This window comes from Paenibacillus naphthalenovorans, from assembly GCF_001465255.1.
Lineage (GTDB): Bacteria > Bacillota > Bacilli > Paenibacillales > NBRC-103111 > Paenibacillus_G > Paenibacillus_G naphthalenovorans.
The window spans coordinates 5,060,994-5,084,631 of the sequence record NZ_CP013652.1; the positions used below are offsets into that span (position 1 = coordinate 5,060,994).

The 23,638-nt window shown below is 52.7% G+C and carries 26 protein-coding genes; 18 read left to right on the plus strand and 8 right to left on the minus strand.

What is annotated here, in order from left to right; all coding sequences use genetic code 11:
• Positions 1-104 precede the first annotated feature (104 nt).
• From IJ22_RS24870 to IJ22_RS24880, 3 genes are read right to left on the minus strand one after another with little or no spacing between them, the layout of a single operon-like run.
• Positions 105-947, minus strand: coding sequence for an ABC transporter ATP-binding protein (locus IJ22_RS24870; RefSeq protein ID WP_054819448.1), 843 nt, complete (start codon positions 945-947; stop codon positions 105-107).
• A 52-nt stretch (positions 948-999) separates the two neighbouring features.
• Positions 1,000-2,055 (minus strand): FecCD family ABC transporter permease, encoded by a 1,056-nt coding sequence (locus IJ22_RS24875; RefSeq protein ID WP_062410703.1) that lies wholly within the window; start codon positions 2,053-2,055, stop codon positions 1,000-1,002.
• Positions 2,052-3,065 (minus strand): FecCD family ABC transporter permease, encoded by a 1,014-nt coding sequence (locus tag IJ22_RS24880; RefSeq protein WP_062410704.1) that lies wholly within the window; start codon positions 3,063-3,065, stop codon positions 2,052-2,054. The genes IJ22_RS24875 and IJ22_RS24880 overlap by 4 nt, the downstream gene beginning before the upstream one ends.
• Before the next feature lie 223 nt (positions 3,066-3,288).
• Between IJ22_RS24880 and IJ22_RS24885 the strand changes: the two genes are divergently transcribed.
• From IJ22_RS24885 to IJ22_RS24910, 6 genes are all read left to right on the plus strand, one after another.
• Complete coding sequence (locus IJ22_RS24885) at positions 3,289-4,290, plus strand: ABC transporter substrate-binding protein (protein WP_062410705.1); 1,002 nt, start codon at positions 3,289-3,291, stop codon at positions 4,288-4,290.
• Positions 4,291-4,432: 142 nt separating this feature from the next.
• Positions 4,433-4,756, plus strand: a complete 324-nt coding sequence (locus tag IJ22_RS24890; protein ID WP_062410706.1) for a hypothetical protein — start codon at positions 4,433-4,435, stop codon at positions 4,754-4,756.
• A gap of 139 nt (positions 4,757-4,895) precedes the next feature.
• Complete coding sequence (locus IJ22_RS24895) at positions 4,896-5,327, plus strand: RrF2 family transcriptional regulator (protein ID WP_062410707.1); 432 nt, start codon at positions 4,896-4,898, stop codon at positions 5,325-5,327.
• Between the two features lie 65 nt (positions 5,328-5,392).
• Positions 5,393-5,782, plus strand: coding sequence for a hypothetical protein (locus IJ22_RS24900; protein ID WP_062410708.1), 390 nt, complete (start codon positions 5,393-5,395; stop codon positions 5,780-5,782).
• Positions 5,783-5,855: 73 nt separating this feature from the next.
• Positions 5,856-6,170, plus strand: coding sequence for a thioredoxin (trxA, locus tag IJ22_RS24905; RefSeq protein WP_062410709.1), 315 nt, complete (start codon positions 5,856-5,858; stop codon positions 6,168-6,170).
• A 256-nt stretch (positions 6,171-6,426) separates the two neighbouring features.
• Positions 6,427-7,539, plus strand: a complete 1,113-nt coding sequence (locus tag IJ22_RS24910) for a DUF3048 domain-containing protein (protein ID WP_235594217.1) — start codon at positions 6,427-6,429, stop codon at positions 7,537-7,539.
• A 20-nt stretch (positions 7,540-7,559) separates the two neighbouring features.
• Here IJ22_RS24910 and IJ22_RS24915 read toward each other — a convergent pair whose 3' ends face one another.
• On the minus strand, positions 7,560-8,846 hold the full coding sequence (locus IJ22_RS24915; RefSeq protein WP_062410710.1) for a hypothetical protein: 1,287 nt from the start codon (positions 8,844-8,846) through the stop codon (positions 7,560-7,562).
• On the minus strand, positions 8,827-9,402 hold the full coding sequence (locus IJ22_RS24920; protein ID WP_054819461.1) for an RNA polymerase sigma factor: 576 nt from the start codon (positions 9,400-9,402) through the stop codon (positions 8,827-8,829). Before IJ22_RS24920 ends, IJ22_RS24915 begins: the two co-directional genes overlap by 20 nt.
• A gap of 228 nt (positions 9,403-9,630) precedes the next feature.
• Between IJ22_RS24920 and IJ22_RS24925 the strand changes: the two genes are divergently transcribed.
• Together IJ22_RS24925 and dgoD are read left to right on the plus strand one after the other, a co-directional pair.
• Positions 9,631-10,311, plus strand: a complete 681-nt coding sequence (locus tag IJ22_RS24925; protein ID WP_062410711.1) for a FadR/GntR family transcriptional regulator — start codon at positions 9,631-9,633, stop codon at positions 10,309-10,311.
• A 42-nt stretch (positions 10,312-10,353) separates the two neighbouring features.
• Positions 10,354-11,502, plus strand: a complete 1,149-nt coding sequence (gene dgoD, locus IJ22_RS24930) for a galactonate dehydratase (RefSeq protein ID WP_062410712.1) — start codon at positions 10,354-10,356, stop codon at positions 11,500-11,502.
• 245 nt (positions 11,503-11,747) lie between these two features.
• Here dgoD and IJ22_RS24935 read toward each other — a convergent pair whose 3' ends face one another.
• A complete protein-coding gene (locus tag IJ22_RS24935) occupies positions 11,748-12,851 on the minus strand; it encodes a ParM/StbA family protein (RefSeq protein ID WP_235594218.1) in 1,104 nt (367 codons plus the stop codon).
• A 208-nt stretch (positions 12,852-13,059) separates the two neighbouring features.
• Here IJ22_RS24935 and IJ22_RS24940 point away from each other — a divergent pair, with 208 nt between their 5' ends.
• Genes IJ22_RS24940 through IJ22_RS26445 form a run of 3 tightly spaced genes read left to right on the plus strand, consistent with a single transcriptional unit; the run spans position 13,060 to position 14,706 of the window.
• A complete protein-coding gene (locus IJ22_RS24940; RefSeq protein WP_062410713.1) occupies positions 13,060-14,058 on the plus strand; it encodes a M23 family metallopeptidase in 999 nt (332 codons plus the stop codon).
• Positions 14,059-14,089: 31 nt separating this feature from the next.
• Positions 14,090-14,551 carry a bactofilin family protein gene (locus IJ22_RS24945; RefSeq protein WP_054819458.1) on the plus strand — a complete coding sequence of 154 codons (462 nt, stop codon included), beginning with the start codon at positions 14,090-14,092 and terminating at the stop codon, positions 14,549-14,551.
• Positions 14,552-14,559: 8 nt separating this feature from the next.
• Positions 14,560-14,706, plus strand: coding sequence for a hypothetical protein (locus tag IJ22_RS26445; protein WP_160327412.1), 147 nt, complete (start codon positions 14,560-14,562; stop codon positions 14,704-14,706).
• 400 nt (positions 14,707-15,106) lie between these two features.
• Here the strand turns inward: IJ22_RS26445 and IJ22_RS24950 are convergent, their stop codons facing one another.
• Positions 15,107-16,075: a helix-turn-helix domain-containing protein gene (locus tag IJ22_RS24950; protein ID WP_062410714.1), complete on the minus strand. Its 969-nt coding sequence runs from the start codon at positions 16,073-16,075 to the stop codon at positions 15,107-15,109.
• 219 nt (positions 16,076-16,294) lie between these two features.
• Between IJ22_RS24950 and IJ22_RS24955 the strand changes: the two genes are divergently transcribed.
• From IJ22_RS24955 to IJ22_RS26170, 3 genes are all read left to right on the plus strand, one after another.
• Positions 16,295-17,032 carry a ThuA domain-containing protein gene (locus IJ22_RS24955; RefSeq protein ID WP_062410715.1) on the plus strand — a complete coding sequence of 246 codons (738 nt, stop codon included), beginning with the start codon at positions 16,295-16,297 and terminating at the stop codon, positions 17,030-17,032.
• Positions 17,033-17,497: 465 nt separating this feature from the next.
• Positions 17,498-18,544, plus strand: a complete 1,047-nt coding sequence (gene gap / locus IJ22_RS24960; RefSeq protein WP_062410716.1) for a type I glyceraldehyde-3-phosphate dehydrogenase — start codon at positions 17,498-17,500, stop codon at positions 18,542-18,544.
• Positions 18,523-18,723: a GapA-binding peptide SR1P gene (locus IJ22_RS26170; RefSeq protein WP_074729797.1), complete on the plus strand. Its 201-nt coding sequence runs from the start codon at positions 18,523-18,525 to the stop codon at positions 18,721-18,723. The genes gap and IJ22_RS26170 overlap by 22 nt, the downstream gene beginning before the upstream one ends.
• 182 nt (positions 18,724-18,905) lie before the next feature.
• On the opposite strand, the gene IJ22_RS24965 is transcribed toward IJ22_RS26170, so the two are convergent.
• Complete coding sequence (locus tag IJ22_RS24965; protein WP_062410717.1) at positions 18,906-19,427, minus strand: hypothetical protein; 522 nt, start codon at positions 19,425-19,427, stop codon at positions 18,906-18,908.
• Positions 19,428-19,707: 280 nt separating this feature from the next.
• On the opposite strand from IJ22_RS24965, the gene IJ22_RS24970 reads away from it, so the two are divergent.
• From IJ22_RS24970 to rlmD, 4 genes are all read left to right on the plus strand, one after another.
• The gene (locus tag IJ22_RS24970) at positions 19,708-19,998 is read left to right on the plus strand and encodes a YerC/YecD family TrpR-related protein (RefSeq protein WP_062410718.1); all 291 of its coding nucleotides are present in this window, start codon (positions 19,708-19,710) and stop codon (positions 19,996-19,998) included.
• Between the two features lie 255 nt (positions 19,999-20,253).
• Positions 20,254-21,063: a sirohydrochlorin chelatase gene (locus IJ22_RS24975; RefSeq protein ID WP_054820254.1), complete on the plus strand. Its 810-nt coding sequence runs from the start codon at positions 20,254-20,256 to the stop codon at positions 21,061-21,063.
• Positions 21,064-21,070: 7 nt separating this feature from the next.
• Positions 21,071-22,066, plus strand: a complete 996-nt coding sequence (locus IJ22_RS24980; RefSeq protein WP_054820255.1) for a diacylglycerol kinase — start codon at positions 21,071-21,073, stop codon at positions 22,064-22,066.
• A 113-nt stretch (positions 22,067-22,179) separates the two neighbouring features.
• Complete coding sequence (gene rlmD, locus IJ22_RS24985; protein ID WP_082660950.1) at positions 22,180-23,634, plus strand: 23S rRNA (uracil(1939)-C(5))-methyltransferase RlmD; 1,455 nt, start codon at positions 22,180-22,182, stop codon at positions 23,632-23,634.
• Positions 23,635-23,638: the final 4 nt, after the last annotated feature.

Here is a 23,638-nt window from a genome sequence, read left to right on the forward strand (position 1 = left end):
CCTTTCAAGATCTCCTTTTATTTTTCCCAACTGTGTCCAAGGTCATCAAGGATACGCAAAATAAAAAACGCTGAGACTCATCGCAGAGCTCAGCGTTTGAATTGTTATACCACTAATGCGGCAGGCGTCTCCGTATCTGAAGCGCCATGAAGCTGTCCAGGCTGTTTGCCGCTGCCGTAAGGAACCACCATCGGGGTGCCGAACAACGGATCTTCGATAATACGGCATTCCAGATCGAACACACTGTTAATCAGTTCTTCGGTGATCACGTCCTGCGGCTGTCCTTCCGCCCATACCTTCCGGTCCTTGATGGCCACAATATTATCCGCATACCGGCAAGCCAGATTGATATCGTGCAGTACCATGACAATGGTGCGCCGCTCCCGTACGTTCAGATCGAACAGCAGGTCGAGTACCTCAATCTGGTGAGCAAGGTCAAGGTACGTTGTTGGTTCGTCGAGTAAAATGGTCGGAGTCCCTTGAGCCAGTGTCATGGCGATCCATGCGCGCTGTCTTTGACCGCCGGACAGAGAGTCGACGGAACGTTCGGCAAGGTGCTTCATGTTGGTGAGCTCCAGCGCCCGTTGAACCATCGATTCGTCTTCTTTCGACCACTGCTGCAGCCAATTCTGATACGGATACCGTCCTTGCTTGACGAGCTGAAGCACAGTTAGTCCTTCCGGAGCCGACGGACCTTGCGGGAGCATAGCCATTCGCCGTGCGACTTCCTTCGTCTTCAAAGTAGCGATATCGCTGCCGTCCAGTACCACCTGGCCGCTTTTCGGCGTCAACAGCCGGGCGAGCGAACGCAACAGCGTCGATTTGCCGCAGCCGTTGCTGCCGATAAATACGGTAATTTTTCCTTTGGGCAGGCAGATGTTCAGGTCCTGGAAGATACAAGTTTCACCGTAGCTGAGACACAGGTCGTTCGATTGAATGGCGGTCATAGGAATCTTCTCCTTCATTCGCTTTTTTGGCAAAGAGATTGTGGATATTCAATTATCCGCGATTGCGGCTGTGATATAACAAATAAATAAAGAAAGGTGCACCGATGCAGGCGGTGAACACTCCGGCAGGAATGTCCAGCGGCGTAAATAGCGAACGTCCTGCAAGATCAGCCAGCAGCAGGATGAGCGCTCCGATCAGCGCCGACACCGGCAGCAAAGCGCCAAAAGCCGGTCCCACCAGTTTGCGTGCCATATGCGGCGCCATCAATCCGATGAAGCCGATGGCCCCGCCGAATGCAACGGCCGCACCGGCCAGCGCGACGCTGAGCAAAATCAGCAGCATACGCTGCCGCTGCACAGAACTGCCGACGCTGCGCGCCACATCCTCGCCGAGCTCTTGAATATTGACGTGCCGGGAGTAAATGAATACCGCCGGCAGCAGAATCGTTACCCAAGGCAGAAGCGGAAGCACGTCTCCGTCCCAAGAAACCCCGTAAATGCTCCCGGTCATGAACGTAAGTGATTGATTCGCCATCACGATGGGGGCGGAAATCATCAGCATGTAAGATAAGGAACTCATGGCCGCCGTGAACCCGATTCCGATGAGCACAAGGCGAAGCGGGGTGACTCCGCCGTTTTTCCACGAGAGTAAGTACACGACGACCGTTGCCAGAAACGCTCCGATGATCGCGGTTAAAGGAAGCCATTGAATACTTGCTCTCTCGGATAAAAAGAAAAAAAACGAAACGGCTCCGAACGTAGCTCCGCCGGTGATGCTGATCGTATCGGGGGAAGCCAGCGGATTGCGTACCACCCCTTGGAGGATAGCGCCCGATACTGCAAGCGAGGCCCCGATCAGGACGGCAATGACGACGCGAGGCAAACGCAAGGAGCGAATGATGGTGTCGTTAGTATCCGCTCCGATTCCGAGAACAGAACGGACGACATCCGCCGGCGTGACATATACGCTTCCGATGCCTGTGCTGAGAATCATCACCAAGATCGTAACGAGGAACAAGACCGATGTTACGAGCAGCGCTTTTTTGCTGACCAGAAAAGAATACGCCTTACTGCGTACGGAAATGTATTTGCTTTTGGTTTCGCTCATCTCCATTGACCTCCTTTGCGTGCAATATACACAAAGAAGGGAACGCCGATCAATGCAGTGGTTACCCCGACGTGTACTTCCTTCGGCATGACGATAAACCTCGCGCCGATATCCGCGCCGACCAGCAGCAAAGCCCCCAGCACCGCGCAATAAGGAAGGACCCAGCGGTAATCGATGCCAACGAGATAGCGGACGATATGCGGCACGATGATGCCGACAAACACAACAGGACCCGCTACCGCGACGGAACCACCGGCAAGCAAAACGATGACGACGGCCGCCGAGGCTTTGATGATCAGGGTATGCTGCCCCAAGCCTTTGGCGACGTCTTCGCCCATTGTCAGAACATTGATATGGGGAGACAGCAGCAGTGCGCCGACCAATGCGATGAGCATATAAGGAAGCACCGAAAGCAGCATTTCCATCGTCCGTCCGGCGACAGAGCCTACGAGCCAGAAGAGTACCTGATCGAATGCTTTGCCGTCCGCCAGCAGGATTCCCTGCGTAAGCGAGGAGAACAAAGCCGTAATGGCTGACCCGGCAAGCGTGATTTTGATCGGCGTCAAGCCATCCCTGCCTACGGAACCTAACAAATAAACGGCGCATGAACTGACGGCGGCCCCGAGAAAGGCGATCCAAGCAAATTGCGATAAGCCGGACACATCAAAAAAAGCGACCGATAGTACGATAGCAAAAGCGGCACCGGCATTCACGCCGAAGATGCTTGGAGAAGCGAGAGGATTGCGCGTGATCGCTTGCATAAGGGCTCCGGCCACCGCAAGACTCCCCCCGACGATGGCGGCAATCAGCGCCCGCGGAATCCTGGACGTTTGGATGATGAGATGATCATTCGAACCGTCAGGCTGCGTATAAGACGCTACGATGGTGTCCCATGAATAATGGTTCACGCCGAACATGACGCTTGCCAGCATAAATGCAACGAGCAGCAGCAGGGCTGCAGCCAAACCGCCGATTTTGAAGGAAAGGTTAGTATGAAGTTTTTTGCGCATGAAAAATTAGCCTGCTCTCTGTTGTAAGGTTACCTTTTGATCCGTTTAGGAATGATGCAAGAATAATGAACTAAACTCATTGTATGAGAATCATTATCAGCTGTCAATGATTCTGAGAATCATTATCAAAAAAAAGATTGACAATATTTGAATACCCCATTATGATTTACTTTGTTATTGATAATCATTATCATCATTGTTCAATTTCCGGGAGGTCCAGTCAATGTTTAGTACACGCAAATCATTTCAATGGAAAACGGCGATATTTCTCGCTGCAATGCTGCTCATGACCGTATGGTTAACCGCTTGCGGGGCGAAGCAGTCGGCCGAGCCCAAGCCTTCTGCGGATCAGGCGGGGACACAGGCGGGGACAACAGAAGGATCGCGTAAAATCAAGCATGCGATGGGCGAAACCGAGGTGCCGGCAAACCCGAAGAAGATCGTCATTCTCACAAATGAAGGAACCGAAGCTCTGCTGGCATTGGGAATCAAGCCGGTAGGCGCGGTGAAGTCTTTCACCGGAAAACCTTGGTATGATCATATTAAAGCCGACATGGAAGGCGTTCAAGTGGTCGGTGATGAAAGCCAGCCGAATCTGGAGATGATCGCCGCGCTTAAACCGGATCTGATCATCGGCAATAAAATGCGTCAGGAGAAAGTCTACGAACAGCTGAAAGCGATCGCTCCGACGGTATTCTCTGAAACGCTGCGCGGCGAATGGAAAAACAATTTCAAGCTGTATGCTGAAACCGTGGGCAAGAAGGAAGAAGGCGATAAAATCATCGCAGCCTTCGACAAACGGATCGAAGACTTTAAATCGAAAGCCGGAGATAAGCTGAAGGAGAAAGTGTCTGTCGTTCGTTTTATGGCGGGGAAAACCAGAATTTACCTGAACGATACGTTTACGGGAATCATTTTCTCGCAGATTGGCATTGCACGTACTGAATTTAAGGATAAAGAAACGTTCGCAATTGAAATTAACAAAGAGCGTCTGCCGGAAGTGGACGCCGATCGATTGTTCTATTTCACTTATGAGACCGGAGACGGAAAGGGAAGCAACCAGGAACAGGAATGGACCAACGATCCGTTATGGAAAAATTTGAACGTAGTGAAGAACGGCAAAGCGTTTAAAGTAAACGACGTGACCTGGAACACCGCCGGCGGGGTGAAGGCCGCGAACATTTTGCTGGACGATTTGTATAAATTCTACGATATTCAACCATAAGCCAATGAAACCGGACCGGCTCTTACCGACAGGGAAGGAGCCGGTTTTTTTCTTTAGGCCTGCATAACCTTCGGGCGGTTAAAGCACAATAGGATGGGAATTTACAACAGCCCACTTTATAACCCAAGGAGGATGCAAAGATATGCACAATGTCATTAACCAATTGAACCAATGCCAGCACATCATCGGGCAGCTGATCCAGCAAACAGAACAAGCGAGCATGAATTACCAAAGACTGCTGCAGCAGGAGCAGCAGAACGCGCAGCAGCTGGAAATGCTTGCCCAGCGGGAGCGTCAGGCGGCTCAGCTGATTCAAACGGCGCTGCAGGGTCACCAAACGGCGGTTCAACAAATGCAGCAGATCTCGCAAATGTGTCATCAAGCAGAGCAATCGATCGCACAAATGAGCACAGTGAGCCTGCAGCCTCAGCAATCCAGCTTTGCCCGCGGCAGCATGTATCAATAAGCCGCTTTTCTGCCAAAGCCGTTTCCGCATCAAGCGGGAACGGCTATTTTCACGTTTGTTAAGCAGGGGAGGAGCCTGCTTGACAGGTTAATCTGTAATAATTATAATAACAGTAAGACGAAAGAGGAGGAGACCAGACGTGAACAGTGAATTTACGATTGCGGTACACAGTCTGGTGCTGCTTGCTTATCGGCTGGATCATATGGCCACCAGCGATATGATTGCGGCGAATGTCTGCACTCATCCCGCCCGCGTGCGGAAGGTGATGAGCTGTTTGAAGAAGCAAGGCTATGTAGCTACGAAGGAAGGCACCGGAGGCGGATATGCCTTAAACTGCAACCCGGCTGAGGTCACTTTGGCGCAAATCTATCGTGCTACTTCGATCGGTTCCCTCAAGCCTTCCTGGTGCTCGGGGAACGAGGAGGAGGATTGCATGATTGCATGCAATATGGCCGACGTGATGGACCAAATATTCTCTGAGGCTGAGGAGCAGATGCTGGCCTTTCTGTCCCGCGTTACGATCCATGATGTGCTGAACCGGATTCGGGAAGTGCAGAGCGGGAAAACGTAAGCGCGGCTTTATGTACAAACTGTTACTTAATTTGTAGCAGATTATCGATCATAGGAGGGATTGGCATGGCTTCAATCTATGATGTGAAAGTGAACGAAGGCGATTGGGTGAGCGGTACGACGCTGGAGGACGAACGCTTTATCGGGTATGTGGAGTCGGTGGAAGGTAATGGCCTGGTCAAGGTTCGGATCACTCAATGCGACCGTCCGGAAATCATCGGAGATTGGGCCGAGGCCAAGCTTTCCAAGGTCGCCAAGATGTCCGAGTACGAGCCGTCCGGCGAGGCTGCCCTGCGCTCGCTGATCGAAATCGCATTGATGACCAGGGATCGGGAATGGTTCGCGGAGCTGAGCGGCAAGCTCACCGCAACCGCCGCCGTTGAGGCGGAGAACCGGTCGGGACAGAACCGTATGGATACGGACTTTCTTTTGCAGCGCCCGTCCCGTTTGAATTAACAGCGAGTTGGGGAATAAATGCTCTATAACTACGTTATTTATTTTCAAAATTATAGAATAGGAGTGGATTCTCATGGCTATTGTTAATGTGAATGACGTACAATTTAAAGACACCATAAAAGAAGGCGTAGTATTGGTTGATTTCTGGGCGCCTTGGTGCGGACCCTGCAAAATGATCGCGCCGGTGCTTGAGGAGCTTGACGGAAAGCTTGGAGATGCGGTTACGATCGCCAAAGTGAATGTCGATGACAATCCTCAAACGGCCGGAAACTACGGAGTCATGAGCATTCCGACCTTGAAGCTGTTCAAAGACGGCGTCGAGGTTGGAACGAACATAGGCTTCAGACCGTTGGCCGAGCTGGAGGCTTGGGTACGGGAGCAGCTGTAAGAGGTTCAGCGGATGGACAACAAACCCGGCATTTCCATGTCATCATGGGAATGCCGGGTTTTTTCGTGGGAGCGGGGACCGGGTTACGTTAAGAACCGGCTTCATAAAAGAAAAAATATAGGAAACCAAGAGCCACATCATCCGATATGGAATATAAGGAAGATGTGGTTTTTGTCTTAATTTGAAAAAAAGGATTCTAAAAACAGGTTTAATAGAATATAGTTTACTAGAGGACAAGCAGATGAGGTGACGTTAATTGAAACCAAAGCAATGCAAACAAAAATGGAGCCGCATGGGACGGAAAGGAGGAATGGCGCTGCTGGCGGGCTGGTTGGCCTTGACAGCGGCGGGCTGCCAGACCTCCGGGAATCCGCCGGCAGAAACCGTCAAGCCAGTCGTCGTGGAGCCGAAAGTGCCGCCTCCAAAAGCGGAACCTGCCTTCCAGGCGCCTTTGACGGGGCTGCCGAGCGACAGGAAAATTGAGGACAGACCGATCATGGTCATGATCAACAACGCCCCTCAGGCGAGGCCTCAAAGCGGTCTGACGCAAGCGGATATGCTGCTTGAGGTGCTGGCCGAAGGGGAAATTACCCGGATCGTCGGCATTTTCCAAAGCAGCAGGTCTAAGGATCCCGTCGGACCGGTGCGAAGCATCCGTCCTTATTTTATCGAGATCGGAAAATCATTCGGAGCGATTCAAGTCCATGCGGGCGGAAGCCCTGACGGTTATTCAAAGCTGAAGAAAGAGCGCATCCACGCGCTGGATGAAATTACGAACGCAGGTGCCGCATTTTGGAGGGAGCGTTCCCGAAAGGCCCCACATAATCTGTATACGGACCTGGAGAAAATACGGGAGACTGCTCAGGAACGAGGCTTTACCGCTAATGCCCTCGTCCAACCGGCGTACAGCTTTGTGAAGAAGGATGCGGATGCCGTCCCGGCCATGGCCAATGATGCGCAGGATGCGCCAAAGGTAGACATTACGTTTCTGATGCAAAGCTATAAGGTGACCTATGAATTTGACCAGACAAGCGGTTTGTACAAACGGTCGATCAACGGCAAGCAGCATATCGATCTGAACAACGAAGAACAATTGTCCGCGGCCAATGTGGTTGTCATGGGGACAAGACACCGGACACTGGACAGCGAGGGAAGACTCGACGTCAAACTGATCGGGACTGGCCCTGCGCTTCTGTTTGAACGGGGCAAGGTGAAGAAGGTGGAGTGGAAACGGGATAAAGAAAGCGACCCGATCCGTTTCTTGGATCTAGGCCGCGAGGCGGTTTTGCAGCAGGGACAGACGCATATCATGATCGTGCCCGATACGCCATCGTTTGAAAGTCATGTGAATTACGGGCAGCAGCCGTAGCCGCTGCCCTTTTGATTACGTTACGGCTCTAAAAAGGCTTTCACCTGCTGTTTCCAGGACTCGACATACCGGTCCGTCGCCCACTGCGCCATAACGACCGATTCATTCGGCTGGAGCGGGATCGTCATCAGCTGCGACGGAATCAGCTGGTCGATATAAGGGTATATAATGATGTTTCTGTCCGTGACTACTGCCACAAAATCGTGCTTTGGCGAAGTAAAGACGTCGACAGCCGAAGGCTGCAGCCGCTTGATTTCACTCCACGATACCGCCAGCTCGTCATGAGAGACGACAGATGCAGGCAGTTCCATCGGCACATCTTTCAAACGGTATCCGATCTTACCATCAAGATTCTCCGCCGAACCGTAATCGGCCAGCTGCGCGATCCACCGCCCTTGCTTGCGGACGATAGTCCAGCTTTCCCCCGAGAGATCCACGGCTCCGGCAGCTCTGCCGGATTCCCCTGGCTGAACGGGAAGCCTCGGCTTCAGCTCCTGAATGATCGGCTCGGCATAGGCGGCCAGCAGCCCGCGCAGCGACACGTGGGGCTCTTCCAGCGGAGTAAGCGATATTTCCTTCCTCGTAGGCGCGATTTGCAGCAGCTCCTTGACCCAAACGTATTCATACTGGACGGCCTTCCCGGAGGCAGGATCCCGGGATTGCACGGTTTGAGCTACGGTAATATACCGGTTCCCGGCAAAAAGGAGCTTCTCCGACAGCTTAACCGGTTTGGCGGAAACCAATGCGGAAACCTGCTCATCCTCGAATGCCGGATTGGCCGCCGCTTTGGATGCGGTAATGGTCCAGGCCTCTTTCTCCTCGTTGGCTATCCGCTGGCCCCCTATTTTCCAGAAGTCCATTTTGTAAGGCATAAGAATGCCTGCGCCTTCTGCGGTTTTTTGCAGCCGATTGTGCTCCGGGGCGATGAGTACGGTACGGTAAGTGCTGTATTCCCCCTGGCTCCCGGCCGCGGGAAGGTCCGTACGCAAACCGAGCAGCAGAGCGGAACGGATGGAAGCTTCCCAGCTTTCCTTAACGGGCGCTGCGGCATGCTGCGAATGCTCATCGTACGTCGATTGGTTTATGCGCAGCAGAGAGGACAGCCGTTCTCCGTCGACGAACAGGAGCATAACCGTGACCGCAAGCAGGGCACAGGCGGCGACGAACCCAGTCTTCCGCGGCTTCGGTCTGCTGCCTTCCTCTTCTATGCGTGCTTCGATACGCTGTCTTAAGCCGTCGGTAAAGCCCTCCCTCCCGAGCGGTCCCTCAGCCAGTTTTATCTTAAGCTCATTGTCCATCGGATCCAAGATTCCAATCCTCCTTCATCCGGGAAATTTTATTTCGTGCATGGAAAAGCCTCGATTTGACCGTTCCTTCACTGACGCCCAGCACCTCCGCTATTTCCTTCATGGACAGCTGATGATGGGCATAAAGAATCAGCACTTCTCTGTATTTGACGGGCAGCTTCAGCACCATTTCCCACATCTCGTTAATGGCCATACGCTCTACGACCTCTTTTTCCGGCTGAGAATCGGCTGCCTGTTCGCCGAAAGAAGTGAGGAAATCGACCAAAGTGACTTTACGGTAAAAGGCCGATCTCAGGTAATCGAGCGTCATATTGCGTGTAATGGCAAGCAGCCATGTTTTGACGGAGGATTCGCAGCGGAATGTGTAAAGATTGCGGTATACCTTAATAAACACCTCTTGGGTGATATCGTCTGCCTGGTCCCGCTTTCGGGTCATGCTGTAAGCATAGTTCCATACGTCTTTGCCGTAAGCCGTCATCAACTCATGCAGAATCGCCTTCGGATCCGAGCTTTCCGACAAATGCTTCAAATATTCAAAATTTGCTTTCGAATCCAAAGCTGCCACCTCAAATGTTTGACGATCTTCCGGCGGTACCGGTTCAACAACGCATTCCAAAGACGTCGAGAGAGTACATCGGATTGCCTCTGTCTTTCCAGTTTACTTTGAACGACAGGGTTTATAAAGAGGAAGCAGGTTTTTGCTGCGAAAAAAATTGATCATCAGATGTTTTGGTAATATAATGATAAACATCAGATGAATATTGGAGGGATAAGGAATTGGGTTATGTCAAAAAAACTAACTTATGAAACCGTTTACGACGAAATTAAACGAAAAATTAAGAGCGGCGTCTGGAAGCCTGGACAGCAAATTCCACCGCTGGAGCAGTTGTCAGTAGAGCTCGGCGTCGGAGTCTCGTCTGTTCGGGAGGCCGTGCGGATTCTCGGTAAGCAGAAAATTTTACGAGTAGAGCAGGGGCGGGGCACTTACGTTGAGAATGATGTGACCGGGGCCGAAGGCGGAAGGACGCTAGATTTCCTGGAGAAGGCGACGATGCTGCAGCTGACGGAGGCCAGGTTGATCATTGAGCCGGAGCTTGCTGCGCTGGCCGCAGAGAAGGCGACGGATACCGAGGCGGACGAGATCGTGCGGACGGCCGAAACGATGCGGCAGAAAATACGCAAGAAGCAGGATTTTTTTAAAGAGGATTTGCTGTTTCACGAGCTGATTGCCAGAGCCTCACATAATGAAATCATGTTTCACATGCTCGAGCTGATCGGCGACCTGCTGACGGACAGCCGCCGGCGTTCGATGAAATGGGAGGGGATGGACGAGAAGGCGGCCTCCTATCACCATTTGATCGCGCAGGCTATTGCGCAGCGCAATACTACCCAGGCGAGAACGCTGATGAAAAGCCATTTGGAAGATATGCTGACAGGGTTTCGCCAGGACGTTTGGACCGGATGACCGAATGCTGGACATTTTATGAACAGGGGAGAGGAGCTTTTTATGATCATCAAATCCATGGAGCTGTTTCAAGTACCGCCGAGATGGTTGTTTCTGAAGGTAACGACGGATGACGGAATTGTCGGATGGGGAGAGCCTATCGTGGAAGGGAAGGCCGATACGGTGCGCGCCGCAGTGGAGGAAATGAGCGATTATCTGATCGGCAAAGATCCGGGACATATCGAGGATCTGTGGCAGGTGCTGTACCGGGGCGGCTTTTACCGGGGAGGTCCGATTCTGACCAGTGCCATCTCCGGTATTGAACAGGCGCTGTGGGATATTAAGGGCAAACGGCTGGGTGTGCCGGTGTACGAGCTGCTTGGCGGTCCGGTCCGGGATAAAATGCGTGTCTATGCCTGGATCGGAGGCGATAAGCCTTCCGATGTGGCGGAGGAGGCCAGAAAGAAGATGGCCGAAGGGTATACCGCGGTCAAGATGAACGGTACGGCGGAGATGGAGTGGATCGATTCGCCGCTGAAGGTGCAGGAGGCAGTGGAACGGCTGGCCGCTGTACGTGAAGCCATCGGCTGGGACAAAGGCATCGGCGTCGATTTCCACGGCCGCGTACACAAAACGATGGCCAAAGTGCTGATCAAGGAAATGGAGCCTTTGAAGCCGATGTTCATCGAAGAGCCGGTGCTCCCCGAGAACAATGAGGTGATTCCCGAAATAACCAAGGGCGTCAGCATACCGATTGCAACAGGCGAGCGCATGTATACACGCTGGGATTTCAAACGGCTGCTCATGCAGGGAGGCGTCGATATCATCCAGCCGGATCTCAGTCATGCCGGCGGGATATGGGAGGTGCGCAAAATCGCGGCGATGGCGGAGGCCTTCGACGTTGCCGTTGCGCCGCACTGCCCGCTTGGTCCGATTGCGCTGGCTGCATCGCTGCAGTTGGATTTTTGCACGCCGAATGCGTTTATCCAGGAGCAGAGCTTGGGCATCCATTACAATCAAGGCTCCGACCTGCTGGATTATTTAACAGATCCGGCCGTGTTCCACTATCAGGACGGCTTCGTCCGACGGCTTGCCGCCCCCGGACTCGGTGTGGAGATTAACGAATCGAAGGTGCGTGAGATGGCGGCTGCCGGTCATCGTTGGCGCAATCCGGTTTGGAGGAACGAGGACGGCACAGTCACAGAATGGTAGGCGTGCTGCGGTATTAAACAGCTTTGGCAAGACTCGCGAGGCGTTGTGCCACGTTATTCAAAGAAATGCCGGAGGCTCCTTTGAACTGGAAGGTACGACGCTGCCGTTGCAGGCGGGCCGTTAAGAGAAGCGCTTGGCGGCCCTGCTGGAGCATGATCGAGCCTGGAACGGGAGAACGGTCCGGAGGTTGAAAAAGGTGCGTCGTATGCCGGGACAATCCCGGAAATGCAGCACCTTTTCAGATTTTACTGTGCAGTATCGGTGGTCAGGGACTGATTCACACGGTTTTTGGCCACCTTTAGATAACCATACACATTTTGCAGCTCGCTGTCCTGCACAAAACGCAGCTTGATCGGTCCCGCGGCATCGATCAGATAGGGCTTGAGCGCGGCCGCACCGCCTCCAATGACATAGAAGCATTGAATATCAGGGCACTTTTTCCATCGTTTCTTGATTAAATCCACGATACGTTGGGCCGCACGGCTAAAATAAGTATCCACAATGGGTTTAATGCTGCTCTGCCCTTCCCCGATACGTTGAATGACATAATTCTGCTGCTTGATGCGTTGGGACAGCTTGGCGCGGCTCGGAAACGTATAGCCGAACTGGTCCTCGACCTCCCGGATGATCAGATCCAAATAACCCGCTAATCCCATCTGCTCCCCGTAGCTGAAATGGTTGTCGATGTTCATGCGCCGGATCACGGGCAAATCGGTGGTCAAGGCTCCTATTTCACATACCCCTATAACCCCGTTATAAATTTCTTCGTTCTGGATCTGGAGGTTTTCCTGAGTAGCCAGATTGAATAGCGCAGCCGCTCCTTCGATCGATATCACTGCTTTGCGTATGCGGATTTTCACCTTACGGCCCCGAAGCTGCGGAGTAGACATAAACATGACTTCGTGTTCTCCGACAAGCCGCTGCTCGAATTGCTCGCGAAACCTGGTGTATGTACGGACAGGCAGACCTGTGCCGATGACGTATTCCAGCTCATCCGTCTGCGAAAAGGAAGAGGTTTGGTAGGATGAATGGGTAATGCCGGTGAAAGCCAATGCGGTCAGAGCGACCACGAGCGATTGGTCGGACAACGCTTTGTTGTCCATATCCTCAAGCTCGATATTGTCCTCCAATTCCGAGGCCAGCAAACCAACGAACCAGCGGCGGTTGTTATGGGTCAGGGAAGGACTGTAGACGGTGACGTCCAACGCTTTTAACGGCGAATCCTCCTCCTGCAAAATATGTCTTTCGTACCCCGGTGTCACAATGTTCGGCACGATTACTGGTTCACGAGAACCATCATGAACGACTTTTATACTGTCATTGCCCAAATCAATTCCGGCTATCTTCACGGATCGAATTCCCCCCTTTAAAAATACTTTCACATGATTACTACTTCCATATACCTACTAAATTTCGAGTTAAATCAATGAATTCCTCTGCAACTTTTTACCTATTTTTCGGATTTTCGACAAAAAATGAAGGTTTTTTACACCCGTTTGGAGAATAATTGCAGTAGTGCTTTCGATGGAAAATAAACCCAAAGACTGAGAGGCTACTATGAAATTCAAGTGGGGTATGAAAAAACTGACATTCGTTATTATTCCGGAAAACGCCCAACGCGCTGTCGTTAAGCTGCGTTTCACCCATGCGGTGCTCTATGCTGCCGCACTGCTGTTGATAGGCTTGATTGGCTGGACTCTGGCGATGCAAAGCCTGCATCTGCGGTCTGAACTGGTTAATGAGCGGCTGAAAGCGGATTTAAACGATAAAATGCAGCATTACGACCAGATCGTGGCCGACAAAAACGAAATGATTGAGAAGCTGCAGAATGAAGTCGTACTTTTGTCCGAACAGGCCAAAGAAGTGAAGACACAGATGGAAGAAGTCATGAAGCTCGAAAAGGACCTGCGATCGATCACGGGCGGTGCTTCCGCACCAGTAAAGGAACCGGTTGCAGCAAAGGGGACGGACGATCAGGAAAGCGCTGTTGTTCAAGGGGAAACAGGGTTAGGAGGCATCATGATTCCTGTAGAGGCAACCGAGATTCTCAAGCTTTCAGATGATACTTCGGCCGAATTCGAAGGCTTATCGGAACAGGCCGGCGAACTGAAAAATCATCTTGCTGCCGCACGTGAGGAACTGCAGCGGAAGCAGCGGCTGTGGAGAATAACGCCAAACATATGGCCGGTGGAATCCCGAAATGTGACGTCGTCCTTCGGCTACCGCAAGGACCCGTTTAATAACCGGTTAAGCTTTCATTCGGGAATGGACATTGCCGCTCCCGTGAATACAGAGGTCGTGGTTACCGCGGACGGTACCGTGGTATCGGCCGGATATGACAGCGGCAAAGGCAATTTTATTATCGTCGACCATACCGGCGGTATCCGTACTTCATATATGCATTTGAATCAAATTCTGGTAAGCGAGGGTGACAAGGTGGCCAAGGGCGATCGGATCGGAAAGGTCGGTTCCACCGGTCGAAGCACGGGAGCCCACCTGCATTATGAAGTGATCAAGCAAGGCCAAAGCATAGATCCCCGGCCGTATTTGAAATAAATGGTATACACTTTTGAGAGGAGATCGTCAGATGTTTAAAGCAAAGAAGCAATCGCTTAATCCGGATACGATGGATACGCTTATCGGTGAGGGAACGATATTTGAAGGGAAGATTACTTCGGCCGCAGGCGTTCGAATCGAAGGCCAGCTAACGGGCGATATTTTGTCCGAGGGCGACGTCACGATAGGGGAAAAGGCGACTGTGAAATCGTCCATCTCCTCAAGAGATATTACGATTGCAGGGATCGTTCACGGGAATATAAAAGCAAAAGGAAAAATTACGATTACTTCAAAGGGAGAGCTGTACGGCAATATAAGCGCCCCTTCTTTTATCATTGAGGAAGGGGGAATATTCGAGGGCAACAGCATGATGAAGGAGCAAAACGGCAAGGCGGAGAATCAGACGGAGTCCAACGTGAAGCCGATTCAAGAGAAGTCCTCCGGATCTCCCGCAGCATCGGCAAGCATGGGGGGAAATCCATTCGCGTTGTAAGTGACCCCTTGAAGCCGGCGGCGTTTCAGGAATCGTTCTACCAGCTGGCTGTTCGGCAGACCAAGGCCGTGCTGGGCGGTAGGATTACGCTGGATGAAGCGCTGAAGCAGCTGCAGGAAGTGGGGCAGCGCGCATTGATCCAAGCCGGGGAATGAAGCGCCGCCCCTGCAGTTGGCAAGCAGCGTATTTCAGATCAGGCATAAAATCGGATTTTCCGGATACTGGTTCCAAGTATTCCTGCCTAATCAAGGGCTGTGCTGGTTAGGCAAGAGGAATATAGGGATCTGCGGAAGGACTTGCTGGAGAGAAAGCTTAAGAAGATGCAAAAGCAAGCCGCAGAGCTTCCATGGATGATCTATTCAGCATGATTGAAAAGCAAGCCAGGGAAAATGCAGGCAGGGTCAAAAAACGAAAATGGCCCGGTCCAGTTTGTTATTGCCATTTTTCGATCCAAATCAAGCAATACATATTTTTTGAACAAGGGACTTGCATGTTTTCATAGGTGAGAGGACGGGGGTTAGCCGCCCTCTCCTACTCGATTATCAAACAACTGGGCTACGCCCGAGCGGGCACGGCGGTGCCGCCGAGGCCGGCGCCGCCGCGCATGCGCTGCCTGAACTCCTTCGGGGAGCAGTTGTTGTGGCGCTTGAACAGCTTGTAGAACTGCGCCATGTTCGGGATCCCGACCTCAAAGGCGACCTCCATGATGCTGAGATCGCGGGTAAGCAGCAGGCGCTCGGCTTTTTTGACGCGCTTGTAGTTGACGTAATCGACGAACGAAAGTCCCATCGCTTTTTTGAAATATTTAATGAAATAATGGTAGCTCAAATTCAGCAGACTGCACACATCTTCAACGGCAATCCTCTCGCCGAGATGGCGGTCGACATAATCGAGCGCAGGCCGCAGACGCATCAGCCCGCTTTCATCGGAGCCGCGCAGCACGCCGCGGGTATCGCTGCGCATCATCAGGAGCATCAGCCGCTTAATGGCCGAGCTGATGGCCATCTCGTAGCCGCGCTGCCGGGTTTGGGATTCGCCGAAGATATCGGTAATTAAGGCGAACGCCTCTTGACGGGCCGCCGCATTCTCCCGGAAGATATAATTGAGCGTCCCCAGCGGCTGCGTCAGTTCCGAGAAGCAGTGTAAATAAGGCATCGTGCTTTGATCGAAATGCTGGGACAAATCGACCTGGAATACGACATAACGAAGCCCTTCGGAGCTGTTCTTATGGGTGCGATGAAGCTGCGAAGAGCCGAGCAGCAGCACGTCTCCGGGGCCGAGAAGATAATAGTCGTGCTTGGTTTGAATGCCGAGATGCCCCTCCGTTACCGCAAGAAACTCCACCTCTTTATGATAGTGCCATGGCCACGTTTCCGGGATGCCGAAATAGGGGGAGCCGACTTGAATCTCCCATATTTTTAAGAACAGCAGGGGATTCTGGTATACGACTTCCTCGTTAATCGCATCGATGTTCATGGCTTCTCCATTTATGATTTCCTTGCTCAGTCCGACGGCAGTTTCCATAGTACGAATGTGCACCCCGCTTTTTTCCATTCATTGGATAAACCATTTTTGGATAGGCATAGATTTATACCTTTAAGCCTTATCAGCATCTAGTATACCACGAATCAAGTTGTGATGACACTTTTGCATAACGATGAAACAAGATTGAGCATATCTTTTGAGCGGTTGATTCACTATACTGAATAGTAATGAAACCTATTATGCTTGGGGGGAACCACGATGAGTCAAAAGCTTAGAGTTACCGTTTGGAACGAATTCCGTCATGAATTGGAGAACGAAAAAGTCCGGGCGGTCTATCCGCAAGGTATTCATAAGGCGATCGGCGAAGGCCTGGGAACCGATTTTGAAGTCGCTTACGCGACGCTGGATGAGCCGGAGCACGGCTTGACCGAGGAGAAGCTGAACAATACCGATGTCCTGATTTGGTGGGGGCACAAAGCGCACGACGAGGTTCAAGACGCCATTGTCGACCGCGTTCATCAGCGGGTGCTGCACGGCATGGGGCTGATCGTTCTGCACTCCGGCCATTTCTCGAAAGTGTTCAAAAAGCTGATGGGCACTTCCTGCGACCTGAAGTGGCGCGAAGCCGGCGAGAAGGAGCGCATTTGGGTCGTTTCTCCGGGACACCCGATCGCAGAAGGCATCGGAGAATATTTTGAGCTGCCGCAGGAGGAAATGTACGGCGAACACTTCGACATACCGCAGCCTGACGAGCTGATCTTGGTGAGCTGGTTCGAGGGCGGCGAGGTATTCCGCAGCGGCTGCACGTATTCCCGCGGCCAAGGTAAAATTTTCTACTTCCGTCCGGGGCACGAAACGTATCCGACCTACTTCAACGAGCAGGTACGCCGAGTCATCCGCAACGGTGTGCAGTGGGCCGCGCCAACGACCCGGGAATATCCGAAATACGGCAACCACAAGCCTTTGGAAGCGATCAAAGAGAAATCCCCGGTTTAATATATCTCACTGGAGAGTACCTTACAGAGCTGCTTGGTGTTGTTATTGCGGATCGTTGAGGAACAAGTGCAGCCTCAATGATCCGCAGTATCAATATGGATCTGCATTAATATAAATCACACTAAGTCCATTCCTTTAATTGTCCAATCCTATCACTTCACCATTGGAGATCATTATAAAAACATTAGTTTTTGAATCGTACACTTTCTCTAACGGATGATTTGAAACCGTTAAACCATATACTGTGATTTCTTTAAGGAAACAAAGGGTACGAAAGATAAATGAAACATACTGATCTGTTAATTCGTGTATCAGTATGTTTTTTTTTGCTGATCAAAATGGGCAGGTGCAAGGATTTCATTGCGTCATATACTCTTGGTTAATTTATATATTGTGTCTTATTTAATTATATGATATATATTATATACAGGAGTAAAAAAGACAAATCGCACTGGAGGGAATGGCATGGCAGGGACGTTAGGCATTAGTGGGGTGGGACGTATCGGCAGGCTTTTAATCAGACGCGCTTTCGAGCGGAGTGAAGACGGCATGGGACTGAAAGCGATCAATTCCATATACCCGGCCGATACCATTGCTCACCTGTTAAAATATGACACAGTACATGGAACCTGGAAAGCGGAAGTGCGTGAGGAAGGCGATGAGCTGATCATCAACGGCCGCCGCATACGGATCGTGTCTGAACGCGACCCTGGCGCGATTCCTTGGAAAGAGCTCGGTGTAGACATTGCAATAGATGCAACGGGGAAGTTCAACGATAAAGAGGGTGCAACGAAGCATTTGAACGCAGGCGCCCGCAAGGTCATTATTACCGCACCGGGGAAACGGATGGACTTGACGGTCGTGATGGGCGTCAATGACGATAAATACGATGCCGAGAAGCATACGCTGCTGTCCGCCGCATCCTGCACGACCAACTGTGTGGCACCCGTGCTGCATGTGCTGGATTCGGCGTTTCAGGTGAAAAGCGGCTGGATGACAACGGTTCATTCATACACGAACGACCAGAGGCATATGGATAATCCACATAAAGATTTGCGCCGGGCCCGCGCCTGCACGCAATCGATCATTCCGACCAGCACGGGCGTCGGCAAAGCGCTTGTCGATGTGCTTCCGCATTTGGCTCCGCTAGTCAACGGCATTGCGGTCCGGGTTCCGACACCGGATGTATCGCTGGTCGATCTTACGGTGCAGGTTCAACGTCCGGTCGATGTCCAAGAGGTGCAAAAGGCCTTCATTGAAGCGGCCGAAGGGCCGATGGCGCCGTTTCTCGGATACAGCGACGAACCGCTTGTCTCTTCCGATTTTATCGGATGCGATAAGTCCGCCGTCATCGACGGAGGATCGATCATGACGGCATTTGATCAGATTAAAGTGCTCGCCTGGTATGACAATGAATGGGGCTATGCGAGCCGTGTCATGGATTTGGCTTCTACTGTTTCTGAATCTATGAATAAGGAGCGTGTCGAGTCGTGGAAAGAAGCGTTGGTGTAAACGAACTGCATCTGGGAACGATTCTGTGCAAGCATTGTCAACAAATCATAGGGACACAGGAAACGCGTAAAGTCACCGTATATTACAGCGAATGTCCATCCGGCGACTGTGTAGGCCGGGGAACGTCGTCAACCGATTCGCAGCCGATTTCTTCTTCAGTGAAAACAGTCATTATATAATCATTCACGGACCGATATCCGCGCCGGAAGGAAACGATTCTTCTCCGGCCCGGGTATCGGCCTTATTTGTATATGAGGACGTTATATCTGTAAAAGTTGGGGGGAGGCAGGCCGATATTCTTGCTGTCACAGCAAGAAGACCGGATGGCCCTGCAGGCCTGGTGAACATCCGGTCTTCTTGTTTACCTGCGGTTACGCTGCCTGCGGTCTCGGCGGTTACGCCGTCTTCTGCGTCTTGGCTTAACTCTGCCGCTGCTTGTATCGTTCGACTTTTTCTTTTTAAAGGCGCCCATCAGCAGCTTGATCATGGGTGACATCTGATTGAGGCTTTCCACCATCTTTTGTATTTTGCCGAACGTATCCATAATGCCTTCAATGCCGCCCAGCCGATCCACTATATTTTTCAGCTGACCGAGGTTAAAGCCGCTGCCGGTACCCAAAGCGCTGCCGCTTCCTCCGCCAAACAATGAAGCAAGGCCGCCCCCGGAGGACGGTTCGGGTACGGCAGCCGGCGCTTGCACGGGAAGCGAGCTTCCGCCCCCCAATCCCGGGTAACCCGAAAACCCTGTATAATTGGAATAGGCGCCTGGTAACTCGGAGCCCTGAGTAACGCTCCGTGTGCGTACAGGATAGGAGGGGCGACGCAGCGGATGCGCATAGTGGCTTACACCCCGGTTTCCAATCCCTTGTCTTTGATAACTCATGGCTTCACAACCCTTTTGTTCATAGTAATGTCGCATTATTCATCAGGCCGGACTTTTACCTATCAACGTTTTCCTAGTATACTGTATGTTATAGGCGAATGGATGGATTGGACTCCTGTCACGCTGCCGATGATTTTTGCCTAACTTCAGTTTAGTCCACTACCGCATAAAAATAGTAACGTTTTGCTAATCTAAAGGGAGGATTTCGCTCCCCGCGCGTCGAATATATAGATATGCGTCCATACGAATAGAAGCAGACCATCAAGGGGTTGAAAATGCCATGCAATTAAAAAAATTAAACGATAAAGCGATTGATCAACTGTTCGAGGCGATTTTGACACTTAAGGATATAGAAGAATGCTATGTGTTTTTTGACGATTTGTGCACGGTCAATGAGATACAATCCTTGTCCCAGCGGCTTGAAGTGGCGCGGATGCTGCGCAAAGGCAACACCTATAATCAGATTGAAGCCGAAACCGGGGCCAGCACGGCGACGATCTCCCGGGTTAAGCGATGCCTTAACTATGGCAATGACGGCTACAAAATGGCGCTGGAGCGTCTGGGGCGCTAATCGCTCACCGGGAGGAAGCCTTTTATCCGCTCCGTGTACGCTTTGTCGGTGAAGAAAGGGTTCCATCAAGCTGGAAATTTGAACTGCCGTAACGGAGATGCTGGCTCCGAGTTAAACGAATGAGCGCACGAATCCTTCTCGCCCGACGGGCCGAGCAGGATTTTTCTTGTTATTGAAAAGATGCGCATAAGCAGATAATCTTGTTAGTGCGAAGACCGTATGTGCGCAGCTTTTTTTGGCAAGGAGGGATAGGTTTTGGTAAAATACGGGATATTAGTCATTAGTCACGGGTCCCGGAGCGAGGACTGGGTTCGGCTTGTGGATGAAGCGGTTGAGGCGGTTCACGTGCCTGAAGACATACCGGTGTACTCTTCCTTTCTGGAAATTGTGGAAGGGCGGCTCATCCAGGACGGAATCACGCACCTGGAAGCGCTCGGCGTTACGGATATTATCACGGTCCCGCTGTTTGTATCCTCCGGCAGTACGCATATCGATGAAATCAGCTACGCGCTCGGGGTGAAAGACAAGCCGCTGCTGCCGACGGATATGAGGCCGTTTGCGGTGAAGGCGCGAATCCACTTTACATCGCCCATTGATGACGATCCGATCATTGCCGATGTCCTTTATTCCAAGATCAAAGCATTATCGTCCGATCCGCAAAAGGAGATTCTGCTGCTCGTCGGACACGGAAGCATCGAGGAAGGGTTCCATCTTCAGTGGCAAAGAGGGCTGGAAAAGCTGGCCATGCGGCTTCAGGCGCTCGGCGGCTTTGACGAGGCGGATGTTGCGATGCTGCTCCCGGATCAAATTCCGCATAAAATGAACCGGTGGTTGAGGAGTAAACCGCAGCATACGGTTATCGTAGCGCCGCTTTTTCTAAGCGAGGGCTATTTTACCGGGGAGGTTATTCCCGAACGGTTGAATGGTTATGAATACAGGTACAACGGGAAAGCGCTGCTTCCGCATTCGGGGATCTCGAGGTGGATCGAGCGGCAGGCAGAGCCTTTTATACAAGGCAGGGCAGCAGGAGACTCTGTTCGGTTTGATTCTGAAGCAAACAGGTGAGAGAGAAATGGCAGGACAGACCAAAAGAGCAAGACTGATCTATAATCCATCGTCGGGCCGTGAGGAAATCAAGAAGCGGCTTCCGGACATTTTGCAGCGGCTGGAGCGGGGCGGGCTGGAGACCAGCACCCATGCGACGACTGGCGAAGGCGATGCCACGCTGGCGGCGGCCGATGCGGTAAAAAGAGGCTTCGACATCGTCATCGCGGCGGGCGGCGACGGTACGCTATACGAGGTGATCAACGGAATAGCGGAGAAAGAGTACCGACCTCAGCTGGGGATTTTGCCGCTGGGGACGACGAACGATTTTGCCCGGGCGCTGAACATTCCGCGCAGCTGGGAGGGTGCGGTGGACGTCATCCTGCGCCAGCATACGCGCGTGATCGACGTGGGCAAGGTGAATCAGCGCTATTTTATCAACATTGCCGGCGGCGGGTCGCTGACGGAGCTGACCTACGAGGTGCCAAGCAAGCTGAAGACGATGATCGGCCAGCTGGCCTATTATATGAAAGGGCTCGAGAAGCTGCCGCGGCTGCGGCCGATCGAGCTGTACATCAAGACCGCGGAGGTCGAACTGCACGAGGAAGTGATGCTGTTCCTTATCTCCAACAGCAACTCCGTCGGCGGGTTCGAGCGCCTGGCACCGGACGCGTCCCTAAGCGACGGCTTGTTCGACGTGCTGATCCTGCGCAAATGCAACCTTGCGGAGTTCATCCGTGTCGTCTCCTTGGCACTGCGCGGCGAGCATATCACCGATCCGAACGTGATTTATTTGCAGACGCGGCAAATTCAAGTCACCTCACCGGATTACGTGCAGTTGAACCTCGACGGAGAATTCGGCGGCACACTGCCGTGCGTATTTACCAATTTGCCGCAGCACCTGGACATCTTCGTCGATGAGACAGGCCAGTCCACCTATAAGACGCATACGCTGCAAATTAAGCTTCCGTGGAAGCAAAAGCCCGGAACAGATGGGCATAAAGAGGAAGAGCATGAATCTTGATCATCTCCCGGAAGCCGACGCTGGCTGGGACTGCGGTTAGAGCCGCTAGTTAGGGATGGTCAAGGTATTCAAGGTATGAACGCTAGAAGAAGAAATGAGCCTGTGAGGTTAACATGAGAAAGAAGAACAATCAACGCCGGGAACAACCTCCAGAGGGTGTGCCGGTGGAAAAGAACGGAGAATACATTGCCGACGTGGTCGGGTTCGGGCATGACGGGGAAGGGGTAGGCCGTGTGGACGGCTTTACCCTTTTTATTCATGGCGCCCTGCCGGGTGAGCGGGTACGGGTCAAGGTGCTGAAGGTCAAGAAGCAGTACGGCTACGCCAAGCTGCTCGAGATCCTGGAGGCCAGCCCTGACCGTGTCGACGCGCCGTGCCCGATCTACAAGCAGTGCGGCGGCTGTCAGCTGCAGCACCTGAGCTATGAGGCGCAGTTGCGCTGGAAGCGGCAGCTTGTCATCGATAACCTGACGCGGATCGGCAAGCTGCAGGTGGCCGGGGAGGAACAGGAAGAGGGTGTGGCGGTTCATCCCACCCTCGGCATGTCCGACCCGTGGCGCTACCGCAACAAAGCGCAGGTGCCCATCGGTTTGGGCAGTGAAGAGGGCGGTCTGGTCGGAGGCTTCTACGCCCAAGGCAGCCACCGCATCATCGACATGAAGGCATGCCTCATCCAGCATGAGAACAATGATACGGTAGTCGCCGCCGTCAAACGCATCGCCCGCGAGCTCGGCATCCGTCCCTATGACGAGGAGAGCGGCAAAGGCCTGCTGCGCCACGTCATCGCCCGCTGCGGCTTCAATACGGGCGAGATCATGGTCGTCCTGGTGACGAACGGCAAGGATATCAGCCGCGCGGACGAGCTCGTCGGCTTGATCCGTGAAGAGATCCCAGGCGTCCGCAGCATATGCCAAAATGTGAACATGGAGCGGACGAACGTCATTTTCGGCAGCGAGACGAAGGTGCTGTGGGGCAGCGATGTGATCTATGATACGATCGGAGACATCCGCTTCGCCATCTCCGCCCGCTCGTTCTATCAGGTCAACCCGGTGCAGACGGAAGTGCTGTACGGCAAAGCGCTGGAGTACGCGCAGCTGACCGGTGAGGAAATCGTAATCGATGCGTATTGCGGCATCGGCACGATTTCGCTTTTCCTGGCGCAGCGCGCAGGCAAGGTCTACGGCGTCGAGATCGTCCCCGAGGCGATCGAGGACGCGCGGCGCAATGCGCTGCTGAACGGCGTGCGCAACGCGGAGTTCGAGGTCGGCGCAGCAGAGGCCGTCATCCCCGCGTGGAAGCAGCAGGGCGTGACGCCCGACGTCATCGTCGTCGACCCGCCGCGCAAAGGCTGCGACGCCGCGCTGCTGGAGACGATCGTCGCGATGCGCCCCGAGCGCGTGGTGTACGTCTCGTGCAACCCGTCAACGCTGGCGCGCGACCTGCGCGTGCTGGAGGACGGGGGCTACCGCACGGTGGAGGTGCAGCCTGTGGATATGTTTCCGCATACGGCGCATGTGGAAGTTGTTTGTTCTTTGATTTATAAGGGATTTGACTCATTGAAGTGTTAGTTGG